Origin of the sequence: Paracoccus benzoatiresistens (assembly GCF_026913015.1) — a bacterium.
GTDB lineage: Bacteria > Pseudomonadota > Alphaproteobacteria > Rhodobacterales > Rhodobacteraceae > Paracoccus > Paracoccus benzoatiresistens.
Map to the genome: position 1 here is coordinate 1 of NZ_JAPTYD010000139.1, position 1850 is coordinate 1850.

At 59.4% G+C, this 1850-nt stretch carries 2 protein-coding genes; both read left to right on the forward strand.

All coding sequences use genetic code 11. The features are described from left to right. Positions 1-397: hypothetical protein (locus OU682_RS24535; RefSeq protein WP_268944653.1), on the forward strand; the 397-nt coding region annotated here is incomplete at its 5' end. 14 nt (positions 398-411) lie between these two features. Continuing rightward, a complete protein-coding gene (locus OU682_RS23800) occupies positions 412-1614 on the forward strand; it encodes an IS701 family transposase (protein ID WP_268944654.1) in 1203 nt (400 codons plus the stop codon). Positions 1615-1850: the final 236 nt, after the last annotated feature.

A 1850-nucleotide genomic window follows, 5' to 3' on the forward strand; every position in this document is an offset into this window, starting at 1 on the left:
TCATCGCCATGCCGGAAAGCGTCGCCTCAATCACCTCACGCAATTGGGCGCAGGTCAGTGGATAATGCCGTTAGTATTATCGGGCGTTTTCCGTCTGCGACGAGCGCAGTTCTGCAATTCCGACCACGTAGGCTTTCGCGCAGCGAGGACAGGTCGTGTAGAAGAATTAGACATTTCCGGGGATACCGCCACGCTTGTGGACGAGGTATCTCATTTCCTGATCCCAGTTGCGCGCCTCGCGATACGGGCCCCCGAAGACCTTGGTGAGGAAGTCTCCGGAGAAGCACGACATTTCTTCGTTTTCGACAGTCTTGCTGACCGAGAAAAAATGCTCGCTGGCCTAGCATTACAGTTGCATTCTTCTCTCCGCTCTGAATCAATGCGCTACCATGACTAAGTTAGGGATCATGGATGGCGGGGTTGTCGGTCGAAGAGACGCTGGAGCTTTGGGCTTCCTCGCTACGTGAAGTAAAGGCTCGAATTCGGCCGCTGTTTACGCAGGAACGGGTTGCGGCATCGGCCGGTCAGTTTCTCGACGGCTTGTTGGGTGAGGAACGGCGCAAGACGGGTTGGATGCGGGCCGAAGCGGCTGGAGATCCGGGCCCCTGGCGTCAGCAGGCGATATTGGGTCGTGGCCATTGGGATGCCGACGCGCTGCGCGATATTGTGCGGGACTACGCCGTGGACACGCTGGCTGATCCCGAGGCGGTGCTGGTGATCGATGAAACCGGTTTTTTGAAGCAGGGCCACGCCTCTTGTGGGGTCGCGCGCCAATATACAGGGTCGGCAGGAAAGATCACCAATTGCCAGATCGGCGTCTTCGCCAGCTACGTCTCGCGGCACGGACATGCTTTTATCGATCGGGCCCTCTATCTGCCGAAAGCATGGGCTGAAGCCCCGGTCAGACGAAGCCGGGCCCATGTGCCCGAGGCGGTGGAGTTCGCCACTAAACCTGCCATCGCCCGCAGCATGATCGAGCGCGTGCTCTCGGCCAAGGTTCCATTTTCTTGGGTGGCCGCCGACAGCGTCTATGGCGTTGGCGATATCGAAATAGCGCTACGCCGCGCCGGAAAAGGCTATGTCCTGGGTGTCAGTTCCAAGCACGCCTTCAATTCCTGGGGGAAAGCCTATGCCGTCAGCGGGACGGCCGGGAGCATCGCGGGAGACTTGCCGCCCGAGGCTTGGCAGCGTCTTTCGGCCGGCGCGGGCACCAAGGGCGAGCGGCTTCACGACTGGGCCTACCTTGATCTCGCCGATCTCGATGCTGGCGAATTTAATGCTGATCTCAGCGGCGTCTGGACCCGGGGCCTGCTGATCCGACGCAATATTGCCGATGGTGATCTGGCCTTCTTCACCACATGGTCGCCGCGGGGCACCACGATGGAGACGCTGGTCCGCGTCGAAGGGCATCGATGGGCGATCGAAGACAGCTTCGAGACCGCAAAGAATGAGCTCGGCCTCGATCATAACGAGACTCGCTCTTGGCATGGCTGGCACCGGCATGTTTCGCTGGTCATGCTGGCCTTCGCGATGATGGCCAGCATCCGCCATCATGCCAATGCCGCGCCGCCCAAAAAAACCATGCGCAAGACGAGGGCAGAACGCCAGAACTGATCCGCTGGTCGATCCAGGAAATCCGGCGCATCGCGAACCGCATGGCCCAGCGTCAGATCCAGGCAACTCAAATCATCGCCTGGTCAACCTGGAGAAGAGCCCATCAAGCCGCAGCAAGGCTCGCGCATATGCGCCTCAAATTGCAACTGTAATGCTAGGTGTCTGGTTGTGAGACCTCATTGGCATAGAACAGGATTTCGTCGACCTTAGGCATGAGGTCGTTGCAGTTGGCAGGC

Coding starts and splice junctions, on each gene's coding strand:
- OU682_RS23800 (WP_268944654.1), top strand. CDS start 412: ATGGCGGGGTTGTCGGTCGAAGAGACGCTGGAGCTTTGGGCTTCCTCG.